The following is a 20,817-nucleotide window of genomic DNA, read 5'->3' as shown; positions in this document are numbered from 1 at the left end:
TACCATGGCAACAACAGCTGAAATCATGGAAGAAAAGAAAGTGGAAAGTAAAGCGGAATTTATTTCTGGAAGTCAGGCTCTAATGGAGTGTTTCATTCAGGAAGGTGTTGATACCATCTTCGGTTATCCTGGAGGAGCCATCATGCCTATTTATGACGCCCTTTATGATTACACAGACAGAATAGAGCATATTCTAGTTCGTCACGAGCAAGGTGCTTCTCATGCTGCGGAAGGTTATGCCAGAAGTAGTGGTAGAGTAGGGGTTTGTATGGCAACTTCTGGTCCTGGTGCTACTAATTTGGTAACAGGAATAGCCGATGCTATTATTGACTGTACGCCTATGGTGGCTATAACGGGTCAAGTAGCCTCTAATCTTTTAGGAACTGATGCATTTCAAGAAACTGATGTTATTGGAATTACGGCACCGGTTTGTAAGTGGAACTATCAAATTGTAGATCCAAACGAAATTCCTGAAATCTTAGCAAAAGCTTTTTATATAGCTAGAGCTGGAAAGCCAGGTCCTGTGTTAATTGACATCACGAAAGATGCTCAAATAGCTTTAATGAATAAGCCTTTTGAATATAAAAAGGTAGAAGGTTTGCCTGGGTATCATCCAAGAAGGGTTCCTAAAATGGAACAGGTTGAAAAGGCCGCTGAATTAATCAATAATGCTAAGAAGCCTTATATATTAGTAGGTCATGGTGTTTTGATTTCAGAAGCCATGGAAGAGTTTAAGGAGTTGGTGGAACAAGGTGATATTCCTGTGGGAAGTACGCTTCTTGGTTTATCAGCTTTGTCAATAGACCATCCGAACTATATGGGCTGGTTAGGAATGCATGGTATGTATGCACCTAATGTAATGACAGATGAGTGCGATGTTTTGATTGCTATCGGAATGCGTTTTGATGACCGAGTTACTGGTGATGCTACTCTTTTTGCGAAGCAAGCCAAGATAGTCCATATCGAAGTAGACCCAGCGGAAATTGACAAAATCAAAAGAGCAGATGCTCCAGTAGTTGGTGATGCAAAAGAAGCATTAAAACTTCTTAATCCTTTAATTGAGAAAAAGGAGCGTGCCGCTTGGAAACAAGAGTTCCGCGATTTAGAAGCTGCGGAATATGAGGCTGTAACTGCGAGAGACTTAAAAGGCGAGGGTAAGATAAAAATGGCTGAAGTTGTCAGAATGGTTTCTGATAAGACTAAAGGCGAGGCTTGTATAGTAGTGGATGTAGGGCAGCACCAAATGGTAACTGCGAGATATTACGATTTCAAAAAACCTCACTCTTATATTGCTTCTGGTGGTTTAGGAACCATGGGTTTTGCACTTCCTGCGGCTTTTGGTGCCAAAATGGGTGCTCCAGAAAGAGAAGTAATTACTTTCATTGGTGATGGTTGTTTTCAGATGACTATTCAGGAGCTTGGAACAATTGCTCAAAAAGGACTTCCTGTGAAAATTATTATTTTAAATAACAATTTCTTAGGAATGGTACGTCAGTGGCAGCAGTTATTTTTTGATAGAAGATATTCTTTTGTTGAATTACAAAATCCAGATTTTATCATGATAGGTAAAGGTTTTGGGATTGACGGTCATAAATGTGAGGAAAGAGCAGATTTGTCTGATTCTTTGGACAAGCTTTTAAACTCAGAAGGCTCCTACTTACTAGAAGTGGTTTGTGAAAAAGAAGAAAACGTATTCCCAATGGTACCAGCAGGAACAAGTGTTTCGGAAATTAGATTGAAATAATGAAGACATATACTATATGCGTATTTACGGAGAATAGCATCGGCTTGTTAAACAAGATTACGATTATTTTCACACGCAGAAGATTGAATATTGAGAGTTTAACTGTTTCTGAAACAGAAAGAAAGGGTGTCTCTCGTTTTACCATTGTTATTAAGCATGACCAGCGTGAAGCTGTAGAAAAACTGGTAAGACAGATTAGAAAAGTAGTGGAGGTTTTAGCTGTTTTTGGTTACCTGAATGAAGATATCGTTTATAATGAAATAGCGATGTTTAAAATTCCTACGCCTTTAGACTCTAAACCGTTGGACATGGAAACTATAAACCGTGTTCATAAAGCTTATTTAGTTTATTGGGGACTAGATTATATGGTGCTCCAAAAAACTGGAACGGAGGAGGAGATTTTTGATTTCTTTAAATACATTAAGCCTTTCGGGATTTTAGAATTTATTCGTTCAGGAAGAATTGCGGTAGGTAAAACACCAAAAGGATTGGTAGAATATCTGCCAGAAGATACAGAGTGGGAGTATTTGGTATAAGTTAATTAGCAGTTAATAATAAGGTTTTTTTGAGTAGTTTTGCTGCTCGAAATGATAGACCGATTTTTATATATTATCATAACAAGTAAGTATTTATAAATTAGATTTAAATAATGGCAAAGTTAAATTTTGGTGGTGTTGAAGAGGAAGTTGTAACAAGAGAAGAATTTCCTTTAGAAAAAGCAAGAGAAATCCTTAGTGATCAAACTATCGCTGTAATTGGTTACGGTGTACAAGGTCCTGGTCAAGCAATGAACATGAGAGACAATGGTCTTAATGTAATTGTAGGGCAGCGTAAGGGTAAAACATTTGATAAAGCAGTAGCTGACGGATGGGTTCCTGGTGAAACTTTATTTGAAATTGAAGAAGCTCTTGCAAAGGGTACAATTATCTGTTATTTACTTTCAGATGCGGCTCAAATTGAACTTTGGCCTACCGTTAAGAAGCACCTTACTCCGGGTAAGTCGCTTTATTTCTCTCATGGTTTTGGAATTACTTATAAAGAGAAAACAGGTATCGTTCCTCCTGCTGATGTAGATGTATTCTTAACAGCACCTAAAGGTTCTGGAACATCTCTTCGTCGTTTATTCGTAGCTGGTAAAGGCTTGAACTCTTCTTTTGCAGTTTACCAAGATGCTACGGGTAATGCTCGTAACAAATGTATCGCTATGGGTATTGGTGTTGGTTCTGGATATTTATTCGAAACTAATTTTTATAACGAAGTAACATCTGACCTTACTGGTGAGCGTGGAACTTTGATGGGATGCATCCAAGGTATATTCGCAGCTCAGTACGAAGTATTAAGAGCAAATGGTCACTCTCCTTCTGAGGCTTTCAATGAAACAGTAGAAGAGCTAACGCAGTCTCTTATGCCTTTAGTAGCTGAAAACGGAATGGATTGGATGTATGCTAACTGTTCTACTACAGCTCAGCGTGGTGCACTAGACTGGTGGAAGCCTTTCCGTGATGCTACTAAGCCAGTTTTTGAGAAACTTTACGAATCAGTAAAATCTCAAAACGAAGCTGAAATTTCTATTACGCGTAACTCTCAATCAGATTACCGTGAGAAATTAGAAATTGAACTAGCTGAACTTCGTGACTCTGAAATGTGGAGAGCTGGTAAAACAGTAAGAAGTCTTCGTCCAGAGAATGCTTAAGAGATAAGTCTCGAAATTATATTTAACCAGAAAGGGCTTCGCTCTTTCTGGTTTTTTTATGGAAGAAATGTGAAGCACAAAAAAGAGGAAGTCTCATAAGTCAAAAGTAAGCTCTGAGAATTGCTTATTTGAAAATGTTCTCAGATAGGAGTCCAAATAAAAAGAGGCTGTCTCACACTTTTGAGACAGCCTCTTTCGAGTTTATAGCTAAATTTTATTCAGCCACGTTCCACCAAAGTGGAGTGGTAAGTCTTACTTCTGGCACGTTGGAAGGCATGTTTTCGTAGTTTCTATCTTCTTCGTTATACTCATAAACCATCGCTTGAATCCAGTCATTTTCATTTGGGAAAATAAACAAGTTCACGTTTGTTGGTCTAGTCAAGCCCTTGTAGATTTCAGAGCTATAGTCCATTCTTCTCATGTCTACCCAAGTTTCTGGGTCAAACACCATTGAAATGTATTTCTGAGTCATAATTTGCGATAGGGTCAAACTAGCAGAACCCATTTCATCCAATTTCGCAATATATGGAGCCGCATCTGCAGCAGCTACGTTAGCTTTTTCCATATCCGCAATAACGCCTGCTTTTAAAGCCTCAAAAGCCCCTGCATTATCTCCTTTTCTAAACCTAGCTTCAGCCTCAATGAATTTCACTTCACTAAAAGTCATAAGATAAGTGGGAGAGGTGGCACTAGTATAGGCTCCACCGTTTCCAGCACTATATTGGTCTCTTCCGTTTACAGGGCCTGCACCAGTTTTTACACCAATGTACTCTCCAGTGGCGGTAGCTGGAACTATAGTCTTTAATCGAGGGTCTTCTACAGGGTTTGTCAGATTTAGCGAGTTTTTCAAGGTCTCTACAAAAAACTCAGACCAATAATCAACCCTAGAGCTACCATAGCCATTTGAACTGTAAGGTTGGTTGTCGTTCTCTGTAAGTCCACCACCGTATGTTCTCATAGCATTATCAGCATTTGATGTTAAGGCCTTTGAGCAAGCTTCAATAATAGCATCTGCATTATAAGCCATATCGCCAGAGGTCTTTTTAGAAAGATGATTTAGGTATCTAGCTTTTAAAGCATACGCTAGCTTCATCCACTGAGATTTGTCTCCTTGATAAAACACATCACCATTAGCGGTATTAAGTTCAATTTCGCTTGGCTCATTTATTTGGACAATAGCCTCATCAAGCATCTTTAAGATATTGGTATAAGCTGTTTTTTGAGTGACAAACTTTGGAGTGATGTTCATCGTAGATTCTCCATCATAAGTCTCATCAAAAACTATGTCGCCGTATTGGTCTGTAGTGCAGCCAAAGTTATAAGCTCTAAGTATTTTACCAACAGCCACAAAATTTGGGCTATTATGAGCTTTCCCTAGAGCTATTAAGTCTGCCGAGTTTGGCAGCGAATAAACGTAGGCATTTTGCCAAAGGAAATAACGGCCTGTGGTAAATTCATTGCTCCAAACTTCCGAATAGTAGTTTGCCACATTTTGAGAGCCATATTGCATTACGCCTAGCACCTCTCTGCTTCCACGGTACATCGTGGCTGCAAAGGTGTTTTCTATGGCTCCCTGAATCCTAAACTGTGGAGCCAGGGATGCCGAGGTAGGAGACGTTACCGAGCTGTTTACGTCAAAGAAGTCGTCACTACAGGCACTTAGTGCCAATAGCGAAAACATATATAAAGCTTTAGATAATATTTTCATGATTCAATTTCAATTAAAAAGTTACTTTCATTCCTACATCAAACCCTTTAACGTTTGGTGCACTTAGATTGTCAATACCTACAGAACCCGCACCAAGTACGCCCGCACCAAATGCGTTAATTTCTGGGTCAACGCCACTATAGTTCGTAATAGTTAATAGATTTCTTCCTGTTAAGAAAAATTCTAAGCTTTTTGCAGGAAGCTTTTTACACACAGTTTTGTCTAGGCTGTAAGATAAGTTGATGTACCTAAGTCTACCATAAGAGCCGTTTTCTGTAAAGTTATCTGCCAATCTGCTGTAATAGCTTTGATAGTAGTTTTGGTCTTTTGTTACTGCCACAGTGTTTGGAGAACCATCAGCTGTAACACCTTCAATAATTGTTGTTGTTCCTCTATCCGTTGTTTCTGCTCCCACGCCATAATATGCTAAAGCAGATTTAGTTGCATTGTAAACAGTGTTGCCAGAAGAAATGTCAAACAAGAACGATAAAGCAGCATTTTTGTATCGGAAACTATTTGTGATACCTAGCGTAAAAGTTGGCTGTCTGTCTATATCAGTAAAGGTTTGGTCGGTTAAGGTTGGGTACCCGTTGGCATTTATGATAACCTGCCCTGCATCATTAGTAACCGCTCTTTTTCCTCTTAGTCCAAACAGGGAACCATCTAAAATACCAGCTCCTGCTGCAGAGTTTAAGAAAGTCCATGAGTCAGAAAGGTAAACTTCATTAATAGCACCAGGTAGTGTTTTTACTTTAGACTCATTTCTAGCAAAGTTGAAAATTGCATTCCAGCTTAAACCTGAAGTGTTCTGAAGTATTTTATAACTCAAAAGTCCTTCAAAACCATTGTTTTCTATAGAACCACCGTTCAAAGTAGCGTAAAAAGTTCCGGTAGTAGGAGGGACACGAATGTCTATCAATATTTGATTGTCAGACACGGTGTTGTAGTAAGTTAAATCTAAGCTCAGTCTGTTTTGAAGAAATCTAGCTTCAGCTCCAACTTCAAAACTGTTTGTGAACTCTGGCTCAAGACTTGGGTTTCCTACATCCACACCATTCCATGTGTAAGCAGAACTAGCCAATCCATTGATGTTTGTGCTCAAATAACTTTCTAATTGTCCTATAGGAGCATCTTTACCTACTTGAGAAAAAGTAGCTCTTACTTTTAAGTAGTCTAAAGCATTAAATGAGCTCATATCTGCTAGTTCCGTCACCACGGCAGCTAAACCTACAGAAGGGTAGAAGAATGAACGCTTATCTACAGGCAATGTAGATGACCAGTCATTTCTTCCAGTTATGTTAAGGTAAAGGGCATCTTTATAGCCTAATTTAGCTTCTCCAAAAATAGCCATACCTCTTCTTCTAGATATTAGCTCTCTGATAGATTGATTTTCTTTGGCAACATTGCTGATATTGAATATACCAGGTGCTAGAAAGCCAACCCCACTTAAATAATCTGTTTTAAGATTATAATCTTCCACAGTATGTCCAGCTAACAAACCTAAACTGAAATCGTCTGAAAGCTTGGTGTCGTAAGTCGCTATTAAGTTGGATGTATATTTCTTATGAAGTCTTTCATATTGAGCTATAGCACCAGACTGTCTAGACTCAATAAACGAACCTGTAGTAAGAGAGCTGTTATGTTGGTCATAAACATCAACCCCAAATTTGTAAGCCAAGTTTAGACCCTTTAAAAGATTATAATCTATGCTTAAAATTCCCATAAAACGGTTCAATTCGTTTGAAATAGGATTCTTATCCATGCTCCAGTATGGGTTATCAAAAGTCTGGTCTAAATAATAAGGTTTTTGTGTACCGTTATCGTTTAGATAGTCTCTGATGTCAATATTGGCAGGGTAAGACAAAAGACTGGTGTAGCTTCCTCCGCTTGCATTTCCTTGTCTTGTACTTGAAATGTTGGTTTTGATATAATTGGCGGTAGCCCCTACGGTCAATTTGTTGTTCAGTTTCGTGTTGTTTGTCAATCTGAAACTGGTTTTATCGTAAGATGTCGTTGGAATAACACCATTGTTGTCTAATCTACCAAGAGATAAATAGGTACGGCTTTTATCTGAACCACCCGAAATGCTGACGTTATTATTATAAGAAACGGCAGTTTCGTAAAAGTTGTCAAGATGGTTGTAAACCTTTGTTCCTGCACTTAATTGCTCACCCCAAGAAAGTGGACTTTCAAGATTATAAGTATAAGTGCCATCCGAGCCAAGTATTTGTTCACCTTGTCCGTAGGTCGTTTGAATACCTGGAGTTCCAAGTATAGAGCTTGTGCTTATGGTTCCGTTATAACTTACATTTACAGCTCCTGCTTTTCCTTTTTTAGTGGTATAAACCACAGCACCAGAAGCGGCCTGAATACCGTAAAGAGCGGCGGCAGCTGGTCCTTTAAGTACCGTTACGCTTTCTATGTCTTGAGGGTTTAGGTCAGATGCTCGGTTAATGCTGGCTACTTCTGAACCACCGTCAGTAGAGTTGTCAATTGGGATACCATCCACAATAATAAGAGGCTGATTGCTTCCAGTAATAGAAGTACCACCTCTAATCATAATCACGGAGGAAGAACCTGGTGCTCCACCAGAGTTGGTTACAGAAACACCGGCTATTCTACCTTGAAGGGTATTGATAACATTGTTCTGATTTCCCTCTGTTAATTCTTTACTGTCTAAGGATTGAATAGAGTAGGCTAAAGATTTTTTCTCTTTTGTAACACCGAAAGCAGTTACTACCACTTCTCCAAGAAGTTTGGTGTCTTCTTCTAAGTTTACATTAATAATGCTTTGATTATCAACAGTAATTTTCTCAGTTAATAAACCAATAAAAGAGAAGGTTAGGACATCTCCCGATTTAGCACTGATTTTGTAATTGCCGTTTACGTCTGTAGTGGTTCCCGTGGTGGTTCCACTAATTGTCACGCTTGCTCCCGGAATAGGTTCATTTCCTGCTCCGGTAACCTTTCCTGTTATTTGTGCATTAGCAAAGGCACAAATGAAACTCAGGAGAATTGTAAGTTTGGTTTTGTTCATAAAAGAATATTTGGCTTGTTAAACGATTTGGGTATAATAAAGTCGTGGATAGCCTTTAATTGATTTATGAATGTTTTTCATAGTCAATCAAAAGGCTTGCAATTATATTTTAATAAGAGCTATTAAAAAACTATTTTAGACCAATTTGCCTGATGTGAAGAGCCCTTCTTTCTTTTGTGCAATATGAGGTAATAATGGTGCAAAAATTATGCCTTATAGCTGTATTCCGTTAAAAGAAGAACAGCTGAGAATCTTTAATAAAGGCTAGGTTTGAGGTCAATGCCGTAGCCTTAGATTTGATAATTGTGTTTTTGATTGTCTTTTGCTTTAAAGCTCTTTTAATTTACGGCTACTTAAAATAGAAAAATGCAATCTCCAGAATTAGAAAATATTTATACCGCCGCAGAATTACTGACCGGAATAGTGACACATACACCACTACAATATAATGTTAACCTGTCAGAGAAGTTTGGAGCTAACATTTATTTAAAGCGAGAAGACTTACAGCTGGTTCGTTCTTATAAATTAAGAGGTGCTTATAACAAAATGGCTTCTTTAAGCAATGAGATACTGAGTAAAGGTGTAATCTGTGCTTCAGCAGGAAATCATGCTCAGGGGGTAGCTTGGGCTTGTCAAAAGTTGAAGTCGCATGGCACTATTTTTATGCCCACTACCACACCAGCTCAAAAAATAAAGCAAGTAAAGTTTTTCGGAGGAGCGTGGATCGATATTAAGCTGGTTGGAGATTCTTTTGATGATGCTTCTGAGGCGGCAAAAGAATATACCACAAAGTCTGGAGGTACTTTTATACACCCATTTGACGATTTAAAAGTTATAGAAGGTCAAGGAACAGTAGGGCTTGAAATATTCAAAGACGCCAACTTTAAGATTGACTATATTTTATTTGCCATTGGTGGTGGAGGTTTGGCTTCTGGTATTTCTACTGTTTTTAATCAATTAAGTCCGCAAACTAAACTAATTGGCGTGGAGCCTACTGGAGCGGCATCTATGAAAGGTTCTATTGACGCTGGAGAGCTGATAACTTTGAGTGAGATGGATAGGTTTGTAGATGGTGCTGCTGTGGCAAGAGTAGGAGAGATAACCTTTGATATTTGTAAAAAAAGCTTGTCTGAAGTAATTCTTGTGCCTGAGGGCAAAGCTTGTTCTGTGATTTTGGATTTATATAGTGAAGAGGCTATTGTGGCAGAGCCAGCAGGAGCTTTAAGTATTGCGGCCTTGTCTAAGGTTCAGGAAAAAATAAAAGGGAAGAATGTAGTTTGTGTTATTGGTGGAGGTAATAACGATATTCTAAGGATGGAGGAGATTCGTGAGCGTTCATTGGTTTATGAAGGGCTAAAACATTATTTTATTATACGCTTTGCTCAAAGAGCGGGTGCTATGAAAGAGTTTTTAGACGATGTGCTGAGCCCAACGGATGACATAGTTTTCTTCGAGTACTCTAAAAAGACAGCTCGCGAAAGAGGCCCTGCTTTAGTAGGCATTGAAATTAAAAAGAAGGAAAACTTTGATGCCCTAATAGAAAGGATGAAGGCTTTGGGGCTTAAGTTTACTTATATCAATGATAAACCTGAGTTGTTTGAGTTTTTGGTTTGATATTGGTTTCGTGGAATGGAAATCTTGAAGCCTTTCAGGCTTCTCTGCGTTGTGGAAGTATTGCTTTCTATTCGGCTTAAAGCCCGCAGGGCTTTCTTGCTTTAATGAAAGTTTAAATTGGAGAATTTCACTTTAAAATAACTTGTTCGAATAGCTTATAAGAGTACAAGCCCGAAGGGCTTGAATATGAATAGAAAAGAAGGCTAGAGGTTCATTGCAATCCTGATGGGGTTGAAGTTTGTTCTCTCAAACTATATTTGCCCTACACTTTTTCATAATTGATAACTTAAACCTCTCATCTTCAAATAAAGTTGGGCTAAAACAGCCACATCTCTTTCACAGTACGTCTTGATTTTCTCCAAATCATTTTCCTCGTGATAAACACGATTTACGTCTGCACCAGAAATGTCAGATTTACTGCTTGGGATATCAAAAACTGCGGCTAATAAATCTAATGAAGTGAATTTCTTATAATCACCAAACTTCCAAAGCTCCATGGTATCAATATGGTTGATTTCCCAAGGCTTTTTGCCTCCAAGGTCTAATGCTTCTGGAAGTTTAAGTCCATTTATAAGCATTCTTCTTGATAGGTAAGGGAAGTCAAACTCTTTTCCATTATGGGCACAGAGTTGGAGGGAGTTTTTGGCTCTATGCTTATCTAATATGGCTGAGAATTTTTCTAAAAGTTCTTTTTCGGAGCTTGCACTTAAAACTTTCGTTTTAAGGCGAGGTTCTTTGTCCTCATTAAGGTAAAGTCCGCCAATGCCAATACAAATCACTTGACCAAACTCAGAATAAATAGCTGCCCTTTCATTGTACACTTCTGCAGATGAAAGCGATTCATCCGTTTTTAAGTAGGAAGCTTTTTTGTCCCAAAGAGGCCTAAACCTTTCAGGTAATTCCTCGTAAGTTTTATACTGAGCGGCAGTTTCTATGTCTAGAAAAAGTATGTTAAAAAGAAGTGGATCCATGCGTTAAAGATAAAAGAATCAGTTTAATAATTACCTTTTATCCAAAATTGACTGCACTATCTGCTCTGCATGCACCCTTGAGTTTTCAATAAACAAACTATGTGTATTCATGCCGCCACATACCACGCCAGCCAAGTAAATATTGGGCAGGTTCGTTTCCATGCTTGTTTCGTTGTACTGGGGTTTCATGACTTTGTCGTCAGAGAGTTTGATGCCAATTTTTTCTAAAAAAGGTAAGTTTGGTTGATAACCCGTCATGGCTATTACCCAATCATTGTCAATGGTGGTAATGCCCTCAGGTGTCTTTATTGACACCGTTTTTTCGTCTATTGATACTATGTTTGAGTTGAAATAGGCTTTTATTGACCCTTCTTTTATTCTGTTTTCTACATCGGGTTTTACCCAATATTTGACACGTGTGCCTATTTCCTTATTTCTAATAACCATGGTTACCTCAGCTCCTTTTCTCCATGTTTCCATGGCGGCATCTACGGCAGAATTGCTTGAGCCTACTACCAGTACTTTTTGAAATGCGTAAAAGTTAGGGTCTTTATAATAGTGAGTGACTTTTGGAAGGTCTTCGCCCGGTACGTCCATTAAGTGCGGTATATCATAAAATCCTGTGCAAACCACAACATTGGAGGTTTGATACGCTGATTTCGATGTTTTTACAATGTATTTTTCGCCATCTGTTTCAACATTTTCTACTGCCTCAAAAAGCTTAACATTTAGGTTCCACTGGCTTGTAACTCTTCGGTAATATTCTAATGCTTCTGTACGCGTAGGCTTAGAATTGACGGTCATAAACGGAACATTGCCAATTTCCAATCTTTCTGAGGTGCTAAAAAAGGTCATGTTAAGCGGATAATTATATAAAGAGTTAACAAGAGCACCCTTTTCTATGATTACATAAGAAAGGCCATTTTTTTTAGCCTCAATACCACAAGCCAAGCCAATAGGGCCTGCACCAACAATTACAATATCCGTTTTTGTCATTATTTACACCTTTTTGAGAGCGTTAGCGTTCACTATCTGTAATACGGAACAAAGATAAAATGTCAATTGGTTCTGAACGAGCTGTAAATTAATTGTGTTTCGATTTTGTAAAGTTTGAAAGCTTAATAATCTGAATGATTGTTTTCTCGTTAAGAAAAAGCGACTTTTGCAGGCTGTAAACCATTATGTGTTTGCGGGATAGATTTGTTTAGCGTTTAAAGAAATACTTCTTGCCCCAAGAAGAGAAAATTGATAAAAGATGCCTGTAGGGGAACAGGAAAAAGAATATGGAAGGATTAATTATGGCCGGTCAGCTTTTGCTGGGCCTTACTGTTTTAGTGGGATTGCATGAGTGGGGGCATTTTATTGCTGCTAGAATTTTTGGAATCCGTGTAAACAAGTTTTACATATTTTTTGATTTCTTATTTCCAATGCCAAATGTTTTGAATTTTGCTCTTTGGAAAAAGAAAAAAGGTGATACTGAATATGGTTTAGGATGGTTTCCAATGGGTGGCTATGTAGATATTGAAGGTATGATTGATGAGACTACTGACGCCTCAAAACTTTCGGAAGAGCCAAAACCTTATGAGTTTAGAGCTAAACCAGCATGGCAGAGATTAATTGTAATGCTTGGTGGCGTAATTGTGAATATAGTTTTAGGCGTTCTTATTTTTTGGGGAATGACCTATAAGGCAGGTGATAATTACCTGTCAATGGACGAGGTTAATAAATTAGGAATAGTAGCACATCCAATAGCTGAAGAGATTGGTCTTAAAACAGGCGACAAAATTGTTGGCGTAGCAGGAAAGAAAATTGAAAACTTTTCTGAGGCTATGGGCTCTGATGTGATTTTGGGAGAGAATGTTTACTACACGGTAGAAAGAGAAGGAAAGTCTATTGAAATCCCTATTCCAAACGATTTGTATGAAAAGCTCTCTGATGAAGAGAACGAAGGCTTTATTGATGCTTTGCAAACTTTTAGTGTTGGGGAAATAGTGCCAGACATGCCAGCAGAAGAGTCTGGTTTAAAAGAGGGAGATAGAATACTAAATTTCAATGGTGATAATGTTGATTTTTATCATCAATTCTCTGCTTTAGCGGCAAAGAACTCTGGAAAAGAAGTTGAACTAGTTGTAAAGAGAGGAGACGATACGGTAACTATAAAGCCTACTTTAACAGAAGATGGTAAATTAGGATTTCAATCAGTTCCTGATTTAAATTATAGCCACACAGACTTAGGAGTTGGTGAAGCATTTATGATGGGCTCGGGCAGAGCATTTTCTGTTATCACTGATAATATTAAAGGTTTCAAAAAGATTTTCACGGGTCAGGTTTCAGCTGGGAAAGCTTTGGCTGGCCCTGTAGGAATAGCTAGAAAGTTTTATGGAGGTGTTTGGGACTGGACTAGGTTCTGGATGATTACGGGTATGCTTTCAATGGCATTGGCTTTTATGAACTTATTGCCAATTCCGGCTTTGGACGGAGGTCACGCTGTTTTATTGATTTATGAGATGATTTCTGGGAAAGCACCTTCTCCTAAGTTTATGGAGCGTACGCAGCAAATAGGAATGGTGATTTTACTAGGACTTCTGGCTTATATCATGTTCAATGATACCATGCAAGCACTCTTCTAAGATGAAAATAGGACTTAGATACATTTGTGTTCTAATGACTCTCGGTCTTCTTTCTTTTAGATCTGTTAAACATGATTTCCATACGTCTTTAACGGAAATGAAATATAATCCCTCATCGAACTCTTTTGAGATTACGATGAGGGTTTTTACTGATGATTTTCAATTGGCGATTGAACAAAGCAGTGGCAAAAAAAATATTGTTCTCAATGATGAAGTCCTTGAGCCTTTTGTCAAAAAGTATCTCAATAAACATTTTGCATTCGTAAAAGGAAAGGAAGTTAAGTTTGCGAATTACCTAGGAATTGAGGCAGAGCCTGATGTTTCATGGATTTATTTAGAACTACCGTATAGTAAAGAGTTAGAAAGTTATAGTATTCTGAATATTGTCCTAATGGATCTTTTTGACGACCAAAATAATCTTTTAAATCTTTTAAAAGATGGTGGTAGACACACCTTGATTTTTGCAAAGGACTCTAAATTACAGTCCTATCCTCGTTAATTCATAGAATTTCTTTGAATAGTATGCTTGCATACGAATTTTTCTCTTCTAACTTTGTGGGGTTAGAATTCTAATCTGAATCATGAAAAAAGAAGAAACAATAGACTTCCATATTAAGTGGACATGGCACGCTGTATCCAGAATGTATAATGTGTATGCCGCTCAAAACGACATGACCATGTCTATTGGCTACGTACTCCTCAATATAGATTTGGAACACGGTACTCCAGCCACTAAAATTGGTCCTTCCATAGGAATGGAGCCAAGGAGTTTGACGCGAATGCTAAAGTCTTTAGAAGCAAAGGGTTGGATTTACAGAGAGACAGATGTTAAAGACAAACGATTTGTAAATGTTTTTTTGACTGAAAAAGGTAAAGCAAAACGCTCGTTTGCTAGAGATGGTGTTATTGCTTTTAATGAAGCCATAAAAAAAGTAATTCCAGAAAAGGAGCTTACTGTCTTCATTGAGGTTCTTGATAAAATTAAAGAGGCTGTGGAAGTACAAACATCTGACCCAAAAGCGGGAATTATGGCATTGGAATTGACATAAGTTTTCTAATTTTGGTCAATTATGAAAAAAGCACTTCTACTATTATCTCTAGTTATTGGCCTAAGTGTAACATGCAAAGCACAAAGTGTCGCTTATTACCCTTTTAGTTCTATTCTCTCGGTTTCTACTAATCCTGATTTACGGGTTTGGGGAGATTTACGTTTTCAAACAAACTCATTTTTTTCATCGCTAAGCACCGAAATAGCACCAGCTATAAATATTAATCAAAACCAGAAAGGGAGATTTTATCTTGGAGGGGGGATTAGGCTTAATTATCTAGCTTCTTTTCAAGATGGAGATGTATTTGAAGGGTATTTTTTTAATTTCGGTGTGCGTTCAGCCCCTTTTGATAAGTATCCACAAGTGCAGATAGCTTTTGAACTTTCTCCTTATGTGGCTAGCGACTTTGAGTCGGGCCTTTTAAGAACCCGACTCGGTGTAGCTTATAATTTTTCTAGGAAGAATAAATAAACCTATTTTCCTAAGCTTTTCGCCTCTTCAAAGTGGTTCATTGCTGCTTTTAGCATTTCGTCATCTTTTCCAATAACCTTGTAGAAAGAGTTACTCAATCCATTGGTGTCTTTCCAGATGCTTCTTGCTATTAATGCTTTTACTTGTCCTTGAATAAAGCTTTTAGATTTAGCGTAATCTTTTGCCACATATTCTATGCCTAGAGATTTTCCTTTCTTAATAATTTCTTGAAGCATAGCGTCGCTTACATTGAAACTTTTAAGGAAGTTGTTGAACTCCATTTTGTTCAATTTATCTGCATTGTCGTTAGCGTACTCAAGGGCGTATTCTCTAATGATATTAGTGCCATAAAGCTCCATAAGATATCTGCTAATATGTGATGTGTCTCTACTCACAAAAACATCAGGTGTAATTCCGCCACCACCGTAAACAGTTCGGCCGCCCACGGTTTTGTACTGATTTTTCACATCGTTTTTAATGCTATCTTCAGAAAAGAACTCACCATGTTCACCTCTTTCGTTTAATTCACCATAATAGTCTTGCAAATCGCCAGAAGTATATGGTTTTTGGATACTTCTTCCAGATGGAATATAGTATCTAGAAATGGTCAATCGCAGTTCAGAGCCGTCAGATAAAGAAATAGGTGCTTGCACTAAACCCTTTCCAAAAGTCCTTCTTCCTATTATCAAAGCTCGATCATAATCTTGTAATGCTCCAGAAACAATTTCAGATGCGGAGGCACTTCCCTCGTCTACTAATACCACCAAGGCTCCCTTTTCAAAAATTCCTTTATGTCTAGCGTACATTTTGCGGTCGTTCCGGTCGTCTTTACCGTCCGTGTATACTAATACGTCGTTTCCTGAAATAAACTCATCAGCAATTGCTGTAGCCCTTTCTAAATATCCACCAGGGTTTCCTCTTAGGTCTAAAACCAGTTGGGTCATTCCTTCTGCTTTTAATCCTTTTAAGCCACTAAGAAATTCGTCATACGTAGTTTCTGAAAATCTATTGATTTTGATATAACCAGTTTTACCGTCTTCCATTAAGTAGGAAGCATCCACTGAGTAAGTTGGGATTTTGTCTCTTAAAACGGTGAACTCTAAAGGCTCTTTAAAGCCTTTACGTTTAATTTTCATTTTAACCTCTGTTCCTCGTTCTCCTCTGAGTGTATTAAATATCAAACGAGTGTTTAGCTGCTCTCCTGTTAGACTTACTTCATTTGCTTCTAAAATGGCATCACCGCTGAGAATTCCCACTTCTTCAGAAGGGCCTCCAGAAAGCGGTGTAACCACATAAACAGTGTCATTGAAAATATTGAATTCTACGCCTATGCCGTCAAAACCATTTTGAAGTTCGGACATGGCTAGTTGAGCTTCTTTTGCTGGAAGATATGCGGTATGTGGGTCAAGTTTTTCTAACATTTTTGCAATACCATATTCCGCAAGAGAATCCGTGTCAACAGGGTCTACATAGCTTCTGTCAATGTAGGTTAGGATTTCTTTAAACTTGCTTGAAGACTTTATTACATCGCCAACCATGTTTTGGTTGCCGAAAAATTTTGCACCAATCTGTATACCAGCAACTAAAGTTATCGCAACAATAATTGGGATTCTGATGGCGAACTTACTATTCTTAATTTTTTGCATTTTTCTCTTGTTAATAGGAGACTGTAGTAATAACTGGTAAATGGGATGCTTTAGTTTCCGCAGGAAAGCAATAATTTATCAATTATTCTCATTACGTAAGATACCGACATAAAGACCACGCATTCTTGAATACGATGTTTTTTTAGTGCGTATCAATAAAAGCTTATAGTCCGTGCTTGGCAGAAATTTCTAACATTTTGTCAATCGGAGCTTTGGCTTGTTTTAGAATATCGTCTGAAAGTATAATTTCAGGAGACTCATCTAAAAGGCATCTATAAAGCTTTTCCATGGTGTTTAATTTCATGTGCGGGCAGTCAGAACAAGCAATACAAGGATGTCCGTTTTTGACCGTAGGTGCCACATGAAATGTTTTTTCTGGAGAGGCTTTCTTCATTTGGTGAAGAATACCTGATTCGGTAGCTACTATAAACTCTTTAGAAGGGCTGTTCATAGTGTATTTTAAAAGACCAGTAGTAGAACCAATATATTCAGCATTGTCTAAAACTGGTTTTTCACTTTCTGGATGGGCTATGATGGTAGCATCTGGGTGTTTTGCTTTTAAATCAGCAATCATGTCTGCCGAAAAAGCTTCGTGCACCATACAAGCACCATCCCATAAAATCATATCTCTACCTGTTTTTCTGTTTAGATAGTCTCCCAGATTTTTGTCTGGTGCAAATATGATTTGCTTGTCTTTAGGTACGCTTTCAACAATTTTGATTGCATTGGTGCTCGTACAAACTATATCGGTCAATGTTTTTAATTCAGCAGAGCAGTTTACGTAAGAAATAACCACTGCTTCTGGGTGCTGTTTTTTGAAAGCAAGAAATTTGTCAGCAGGGGCCGACTCTTCCAAAGAGCAGCCTGCATTAATATCTGGCAATACTACTTTCTTTTTTGGAGAAAGGATTTTAGCAGTTTCAGCCATAAATCTAACACCAGCAAAAACGATGACATCTGCTTCGGTTTTTGCAGCTTGCTGTGAAAGGCCAAGGCTGTCGCCAATATAATCAGCTACATCCTGAATGTCGGCAGTTTGATAATAGTGGGCTAGTATAACCGCGTTTTTCTCTTTTTTAAGTCTGGCGATTTCAGCCACGTAATCAATTTCTGTTGCTACCATATCAGTTTGGGCAGTTATACTCCCATGTTTTTGTTCTTAAAAGTTGATTTCCTTTATTATACCTTTTTTCAACTACCAGGTTATCAAACTCGTCATAGCTGTTTTCTACACGGCTTAATAACTCGCCATTATATATAAAACGCTCTTCTGTGACATTTCCTGTGTTATCATTGGTGTAAATAATTTCGTAATCTACTTTGTTATTTCTTCCAATTCGTGTTTTTGTAGTCAAAAAACCATTGGTGTATACAAATAACGTTTTAGCAATTAAAGTGTTATTTAAATAGGTGCTATCCTTAGATATTTGACCTTTGGCATTATAGTCTGTGTAGGTTTCTTCTACCATTCCGCCTACTACATCATTGTTTTTAGCATAAACCGTTTTTGATTCATTATCATAACGGTATTCTTTGGAGCTGTTAAGCTTGTTTTCAGAATTAAGCACATTATGCTTTGTTATGTTTCCTGAAGCATCTTTTTCAATGATTTCAGTTCCGCTAATGGTGTTGTTTTCGCCAAAGTATAATTTGATAGAGCCTGTACCACTGGTAGTAAGTTTATTGATAACGTTTGTTCCGGTAGTTTCTAAGCCTTCTGTTTCAGAAATTAGGTTACCCAAGTTGTCGTAAGTTCTGTTTTTGACAGACTTTACCACATCATTAATAAATTCTGTTGTCTTGCTTAAGTAGCCTTTGGCATTGTACTCAAAAGTTTTCTTTTGGGTGTAATTACCATTTGGCGAAGCTAAGATTTCCCTGTACTCTTCAGTGAGTTTGTTTTCGTTGTTGTAGGTGTTCTTAAGTTGTGATTCCAATCCCTTAGATGTAGAAGTAGCACTTTCAATTAAAAGGCAATCTGACTGGGCATTTACTGCACCAACGGTTAGAACGAGTAGGACTAAGTAAGAAAGTCGTGACATTTGGTTTGTCTTGTTCATAGTAAACCACCAAAATACAAATTTTTAAAGTCTATGCATAAATAGACTAGGGCATTACACTGAAAATTTATTATACGTCAAAAAGGCTCTTTGCTTTTTTGACGTATAATTTAGAAGTTATTTCTTCTTAGCAGGCTTTTTCTTTGGCTCTTTCTCCGCTTTTGGCTCTTCCGCTTTTGTTTCCCAAAGCTCAGGCATTTCTTTTGCAAGAAGGTTATACCATTGAATAATCTTCTTAACGTCTGAAGAATAAACACGCTCTTTATCGAAATCAGGCATTACGCCTTCAAAGAATGTGAAGAATTCTGCTGGAGTTGATTTTTTTGTGTCAAAATCAATTTTCTCTCCGTGTTGTTCTTTAAGTGTTGTGAATATTTCAGCAAGTGGAGTCGATTTGTCATACTCTTCACTGTAGATTGAAATATCTTTCAAAACAGAGACTTTGGCATTTACATTGACAATTTCTCTCTTTTTATTGCCGTCCATGCTCTCGACAATTACTCCAGAACGACCTGGTTTGATGATTCTAAATAATCCTGGTCTTCCAGAAATGTGTGCTACGTCTTGTAAAGCCTCCATTGATTGTTTTTCTAAATTTGACTGCAAAAGTAAGGATTTTAAATTTTCTCAATTCAGAACCTTTGCGAAGTTTTTATTTGATACGAAGACTAAATGTCTCCTTCTGTAGGTCTAATAACTATTTCTTCTACCACAGCAGATGGGGAAAGCGAATAAGCCGACCAAATAGTGTCCGCCACATCTATGGCCGAAATAAACCTAGACTCAGGTAAATCAACTCCTTCCCAGCTGCTGGTAAACGTGGCTCCAGGTAAAACAGCGGTTACTTTAATTTTTTCAGGGAGCAGTTCTGCTCTCAAAGATTTACTGAAACCTAGCAAGGCAAATTTTGAAATAGTATAAGAACCAGAACCGCTGTAAGCCTGTAAACTGGCAATGGAGCAAATGTTGAAAATATGAGCTTGAGGTGCTTTCCTTACACTTGCTATTACACCTCTAGTTAAATGATAAGCAGAGTAAAGGTTTGTATCAATTTGTGTTTCTAAAGCTCCGTCAGGCTCATCTAGTAAGTTTCCCTGGAGAAAGGTTCCTGCATTGTTTATAAGGATATCTATTGGTCGGTTTAGGCTATTTATGAAATCACTAAAAGCTTTTACAGCTTCCTTTTGACTTATGTCAGCTTTAAATACATGGACAGAAATATTATACGTCTTTTCTAGGTCGACTTTGATTTTGTCTAGGTCGTCTTGATTTCTTGATGTAATAATCAGGTCAATACCCTCTGATGCAAATTTATTTGCTATTGCTAGGCCTATTCCTTTTGAAGCCCCGCTTATTACTGCAACTTTGTTCATGGTTCGGTTTTTGCACAAAGCTACTTGATATTGCATACCCAATCAATTTATTAACTTTGCGAGAGCTAAAATCATAGGTAGAATGCTTTCTATTGCTGGAAATTTTTTCCTTTTCTTAGGTAGTCTTTTAACAAGACGTGAAACTTTCAAAGTTTACTGGGAAAGGTTTATAGACGAATGTGTCAAAATTGGCATCAATTCCGTTTTCATTGTGTCCATTGTGGCTTTTTTTATTGGTGCTGTAACTTGTGTACAGATTTACGCCAATTTAGTGAGCCCTTTTATTCCTAATTACATTGTGAGTAATGTAGTTAGAGATATGATGCTGTTAGAGCTTTCGTCCACATTTATGTGTGTGGTGTTAGCTGGTAAGGTAGGATCTAACATTGCTGGTGAACTAGGAACCATGCGAATCACCGAACAAATAGATGCCTTGGAAGTGATGGGAATCAACGCTTCGTCTTATTTAGTGCTTCCTAAAGTTTTGGCTTCCATGGTTACTTTTCCATTGTTGGCTATTCTATCTGATTTTTTAGGGATTTATGGAGGTTATTTGGCAGGAACCTTAACCGGAATACTTACTCCTGAAGAGTATATTTATGGCATTAGGACGTCTTTTGTTCCTTATAATATAATTATAGCCTTGGTGAAAGCCTTTGTCTTTGGTTTTCTGATTACCACTATTTCTGCATACAAAGGGTATCACACTAAAGGAGGTGCTTTGGAAGTGGGACAAGCAAGTACTACGGCTGTTACTAATAGCTGTATCGCTATTTTAGTAGCGGATTATTTATTAGCTCAACTTTTAACTGGATAGGCTG

The 20,817-nt window shown here is 37.8% G+C and carries 18 protein-coding genes; 9 read left to right on the top strand and 9 right to left on the bottom strand.

What is annotated here, in order from left to right; translation table 11 throughout:
- Positions 1 to 4: 4 nt before the first annotated feature.
- From ilvB to ilvC, 3 genes are all read left to right on the top strand, one after another.
- Complete coding sequence (gene ilvB, locus AC0L6O_RS00460) at positions 5 to 1,744, top strand: biosynthetic-type acetolactate synthase large subunit (protein WP_473305501.1); 1,740 nt, start codon at positions 5 to 7, stop codon at positions 1,742 to 1,744.
- Positions 1,744 to 2,280 carry an acetolactate synthase small subunit gene (gene ilvN / locus AC0L6O_RS00455; RefSeq protein WP_463046167.1) on the top strand — a complete coding sequence of 179 codons (537 nt, stop codon included), beginning with the start codon at positions 1,744 to 1,746 and terminating at the stop codon, positions 2,278 to 2,280. Before ilvB ends, ilvN begins: the two co-directional genes overlap by 1 nt.
- Before the next feature lie 113 nt (positions 2,281 to 2,393).
- Positions 2,394 to 3,437: a ketol-acid reductoisomerase gene (gene ilvC, locus AC0L6O_RS00450; RefSeq protein ID WP_111373268.1), complete on the top strand. Its 1,044-nt coding sequence runs from the start codon at positions 2,394 to 2,396 to the stop codon at positions 3,435 to 3,437.
- A gap of 214 nt (positions 3,438 to 3,651) precedes the next feature.
- On the opposite strand, the gene AC0L6O_RS00445 is transcribed toward ilvC, so the two are convergent.
- Both AC0L6O_RS00445 and AC0L6O_RS00440 read right to left on the bottom strand, forming a co-directional pair.
- Positions 3,652 to 5,145 carry a SusD/RagB family nutrient-binding outer membrane lipoprotein gene (locus tag AC0L6O_RS00445; protein ID WP_473305500.1) on the bottom strand — a complete coding sequence of 498 codons (1,494 nt, stop codon included), beginning with the start codon at positions 5,143 to 5,145 and terminating at the stop codon, positions 3,652 to 3,654.
- Between the two features lie 13 nt (positions 5,146 to 5,158).
- A complete protein-coding gene (locus tag AC0L6O_RS00440; protein WP_473305499.1) occupies positions 5,159 to 8,182 on the bottom strand; it encodes a SusC/RagA family TonB-linked outer membrane protein in 3,024 nt (1,007 codons plus the stop codon).
- A gap of 366 nt (positions 8,183 to 8,548) precedes the next feature.
- Here AC0L6O_RS00440 and ilvA point away from each other — a divergent pair, with 366 nt between their 5' ends.
- Positions 8,549 to 9,796 (top strand): threonine ammonia-lyase, encoded by a 1,248-nt coding sequence (gene ilvA, locus AC0L6O_RS00435; protein ID WP_473305498.1) that lies wholly within the window; start codon positions 8,549 to 8,551, stop codon positions 9,794 to 9,796.
- Between the two features lie 272 nt (positions 9,797 to 10,068).
- Here the strand turns inward: ilvA and AC0L6O_RS00430 are convergent, their stop codons facing one another.
- Both AC0L6O_RS00430 and AC0L6O_RS00425 read right to left on the bottom strand, forming a co-directional pair.
- Positions 10,069 to 10,767 (bottom strand): 3'-5' exonuclease, encoded by a 699-nt coding sequence (locus AC0L6O_RS00430; RefSeq protein ID WP_473305497.1) that lies wholly within the window; start codon positions 10,765 to 10,767, stop codon positions 10,069 to 10,071.
- A gap of 30 nt (positions 10,768 to 10,797) precedes the next feature.
- Positions 10,798 to 11,763, bottom strand: a complete 966-nt coding sequence (locus tag AC0L6O_RS00425; protein ID WP_473305496.1) for a YpdA family putative bacillithiol disulfide reductase — start codon at positions 11,761 to 11,763, stop codon at positions 10,798 to 10,800.
- A gap of 287 nt (positions 11,764 to 12,050) precedes the next feature.
- On the opposite strand from AC0L6O_RS00425, the gene rseP reads away from it, so the two are divergent.
- The 4 genes from rseP (at position 12,051) to AC0L6O_RS00405 (ending at position 14,917) form a co-directional block, all read left to right on the top strand.
- Positions 12,051 to 13,397: an RIP metalloprotease RseP gene (gene rseP / locus AC0L6O_RS00420; protein WP_473305495.1), complete on the top strand. Its 1,347-nt coding sequence runs from the start codon at positions 12,051 to 12,053 to the stop codon at positions 13,395 to 13,397.
- Positions 13,372 to 13,896 carry a DUF6702 family protein gene (locus AC0L6O_RS00415; RefSeq protein WP_473305494.1) on the top strand — a complete coding sequence of 175 codons (525 nt, stop codon included), beginning with the start codon at positions 13,372 to 13,374 and terminating at the stop codon, positions 13,894 to 13,896. The genes rseP and AC0L6O_RS00415 overlap by 26 nt, the downstream gene beginning before the upstream one ends.
- An 82-nt stretch (positions 13,897 to 13,978) precedes the next feature.
- On the top strand, positions 13,979 to 14,446 hold the full coding sequence (locus AC0L6O_RS00410; RefSeq protein WP_473305493.1) for a MarR family winged helix-turn-helix transcriptional regulator: 468 nt from the start codon (positions 13,979 to 13,981) through the stop codon (positions 14,444 to 14,446).
- Positions 14,447 to 14,467: 21 nt separating this feature from the next.
- Positions 14,468 to 14,917, top strand: coding sequence for a hypothetical protein (locus AC0L6O_RS00405; protein WP_473305492.1), 450 nt, complete (start codon positions 14,468 to 14,470; stop codon positions 14,915 to 14,917).
- Positions 14,918 to 14,919: 2 nt separating this feature from the next.
- Here the strand turns inward: AC0L6O_RS00405 and AC0L6O_RS00400 are convergent, their stop codons facing one another.
- From AC0L6O_RS00400 to AC0L6O_RS00380, 5 genes are all read right to left on the bottom strand, one after another.
- Positions 14,920 to 16,563: a S41 family peptidase gene (locus tag AC0L6O_RS00400; RefSeq protein WP_473305490.1), complete on the bottom strand. Its 1,644-nt coding sequence runs from the start codon at positions 16,561 to 16,563 to the stop codon at positions 14,920 to 14,922.
- Positions 16,564 to 16,726: 163 nt separating this feature from the next.
- On the bottom strand, positions 16,727 to 17,686 hold the full coding sequence (nadA, locus tag AC0L6O_RS00395; RefSeq protein ID WP_473305489.1) for a quinolinate synthase NadA: 960 nt from the start codon (positions 17,684 to 17,686) through the stop codon (positions 16,727 to 16,729).
- 1 nt (position 17,687) lies between these two features.
- On the bottom strand, positions 17,688 to 18,605 hold the full coding sequence (locus AC0L6O_RS00390; protein WP_473305488.1) for a hypothetical protein: 918 nt from the start codon (positions 18,603 to 18,605) through the stop codon (positions 17,688 to 17,690).
- Between the two features lie 135 nt (positions 18,606 to 18,740).
- Positions 18,741 to 19,202, bottom strand: coding sequence for a DUF5606 family protein (locus tag AC0L6O_RS00385; RefSeq protein ID WP_473305486.1), 462 nt, complete (start codon positions 19,200 to 19,202; stop codon positions 18,741 to 18,743).
- Positions 19,203 to 19,291: 89 nt separating this feature from the next.
- Complete coding sequence (locus AC0L6O_RS00380; RefSeq protein WP_473305485.1) at positions 19,292 to 19,996, bottom strand: SDR family oxidoreductase; 705 nt, start codon at positions 19,994 to 19,996, stop codon at positions 19,292 to 19,294.
- A gap of 82 nt (positions 19,997 to 20,078) precedes the next feature.
- On the opposite strand from AC0L6O_RS00380, the gene AC0L6O_RS00375 reads away from it, so the two are divergent.
- Complete coding sequence (locus AC0L6O_RS00375; protein WP_473305483.1) at positions 20,079 to 20,813, top strand: MlaE family ABC transporter permease; 735 nt, start codon at positions 20,079 to 20,081, stop codon at positions 20,811 to 20,813.
- The last annotated feature ends 4 nt before the right edge of the window (positions 20,814 to 20,817 follow it).

Source organism: Arcticibacterium sp. GJ41-1, assembly GCF_055808875.1.
The sequence above is the reverse complement of the archived record's forward strand: the minus strand, read 5'-3'. Positions and strand labels throughout refer to the sequence as shown.

Bases quoted from the DNA above. Each gene is read 5' to 3' on its own strand.
- AC0L6O_RS00390 (WP_473305488.1), bottom strand. From the start codon at position 18,605: ATGTCACGACTTTCTTACTTAGTCCTACTCGTTCTAACCGTTGGTGCA.
- AC0L6O_RS00430 (WP_473305497.1), bottom strand. From the start codon at position 10,767: ATGGATCCACTTCTTTTTAACATACTTTTTCTAGACATAGAAACTGCC.
- ilvA (WP_473305498.1), top strand. From the start codon at position 8,549: ATGCAATCTCCAGAATTAGAAAATATTTATACCGCCGCAGAATTACTG.
- ilvC (WP_111373268.1), top strand. From the start codon at position 2,394: ATGGCAAAGTTAAATTTTGGTGGTGTTGAAGAGGAAGTTGTAACAAGA.
- AC0L6O_RS00425 (WP_473305496.1), bottom strand. From the start codon at position 11,763: ATGACAAAAACGGATATTGTAATTGTTGGTGCAGGCCCTATTGGCTTG.
- AC0L6O_RS00440 (WP_473305499.1), bottom strand. From the start codon at position 8,182: ATGAACAAAACCAAACTTACAATTCTCCTGAGTTTCATTTGTGCCTTT.
- AC0L6O_RS00400 (WP_473305490.1), bottom strand. From the start codon at position 16,563: ATGCAAAAAATTAAGAATAGTAAGTTCGCCATCAGAATCCCAATTATT.
- AC0L6O_RS00380 (WP_473305485.1), bottom strand. From the start codon at position 19,996: ATGAACAAAGTTGCAGTAATAAGCGGGGCTTCAAAAGGAATAGGCCTA.
- AC0L6O_RS00385 (WP_473305486.1), bottom strand. From the start codon at position 19,202: ATGGAGGCTTTACAAGACGTAGCACACATTTCTGGAAGACCAGGATTA.
- ilvN (WP_463046167.1), top strand. From the start codon at position 1,744: ATGAAGACATATACTATATGCGTATTTACGGAGAATAGCATCGGCTTG.
- ilvB (WP_473305501.1), top strand. From the start codon at position 5: ATGGCAACAACAGCTGAAATCATGGAAGAAAAGAAAGTGGAAAGTAAA.
- AC0L6O_RS00375 (WP_473305483.1), top strand. From the start codon at position 20,079: ATGCTTTCTATTGCTGGAAATTTTTTCCTTTTCTTAGGTAGTCTTTTA.
- AC0L6O_RS00405 (WP_473305492.1), top strand. From the start codon at position 14,468: ATGAAAAAAGCACTTCTACTATTATCTCTAGTTATTGGCCTAAGTGTA.
- AC0L6O_RS00415 (WP_473305494.1), top strand. From the start codon at position 13,372: ATGATACCATGCAAGCACTCTTCTAAGATGAAAATAGGACTTAGATAC.
- nadA (WP_473305489.1), bottom strand. From the start codon at position 17,686: ATGGTAGCAACAGAAATTGATTACGTGGCTGAAATCGCCAGACTTAAA.
- rseP (WP_473305495.1), top strand. From the start codon at position 12,051: ATGGAAGGATTAATTATGGCCGGTCAGCTTTTGCTGGGCCTTACTGTT.
- AC0L6O_RS00445 (WP_473305500.1), bottom strand. From the start codon at position 5,145: ATGAAAATATTATCTAAAGCTTTATATATGTTTTCGCTATTGGCACTA.
- AC0L6O_RS00410 (WP_473305493.1), top strand. From the start codon at position 13,979: ATGAAAAAAGAAGAAACAATAGACTTCCATATTAAGTGGACATGGCAC.